The organism is Paracoccus luteus (genome assembly GCF_004522155.1).
Taxonomy (GTDB): Bacteria; Pseudomonadota; Alphaproteobacteria; order Rhodobacterales; family Rhodobacteraceae; genus Paracoccus; species Paracoccus luteus.
This window is the reverse complement of the sequence record NZ_SDEA01000036.1, coordinates 1-750: the sequence shown is the minus strand read 5'-3', so window position 1 is coordinate 750 and position 750 is coordinate 1. Positions and strand designations below refer to the sequence as shown.

General features: G+C 66.8%; 1 pseudogene. It reads right to left on the bottom strand.

Annotated elements, in window-relative coordinates:
• A pseudogene (locus EPA64_RS16165) lies at positions 1–750 on the bottom strand (IS3 family transposase); the annotation flags it as partial.

Below are 750 nucleotides of genomic sequence, written 5' to 3'. Positions count from 1 at the left end.
TCGGACCCGCTGATCCCGGCATTCACGACGGCGCGCCAAGCGATGATCTCGCGGTCATGGGCATCGATGATGAAGGCGCCACGGACGATGTCGCCGTTCCAGCAGGTGAACTCGAACCCGTCGCTGCACCAGCGGAGGTTCGAGCGCATGACGATGACCTTGCCGTCATGAACATGCTCGGGGCGCGCGGAATACTTCCGCGCCAGCAGCAGGTTGTGGGCCTTCATGATCCGGTAGACCCGCTTGTGGTTCACGGGCGCCAGGCCTTCCGCCCGCAGCCGCCGGTTCAGGATCGCGGTGATCCGGCGGTAGCCGTAGGTCGGCCGTGCCGCCACCAGCGCCGTGATGAGCGGCACCACCGCCGCGTCCTGCGCCTTGTGATAGCGCCGACGCGGCTTCGTGCTCCCGTTCAAGCGGGCGTGCAGGTTGGAGCGGGCCACGCCCAGTGTGTCGGCCACGACCTTCACCGGAAACCGTCCTTCAGCGGCGACCGCGCGAGCAAGGTCGGTTTTTTTGAGCGCGACTTGTCCAAGGCCTCGCGCAGGATCTCGGCCTCGAGCGTCTTGCGGCCGAACTGGCGCTCGAGTTCGCGGATGCGGTCCTCCATCTGGCGGACGCTCCGGTTGCTGGTCACATCGTCATCTTCGGACACAGCCACCGCTCCCCCGTCCAGCATCAGGCGACGCCAACGATAAAGCAGGTTCGGCGCCACGCCATTGCGGCGCGCGACCACCGAGATGCTGGCGCCAT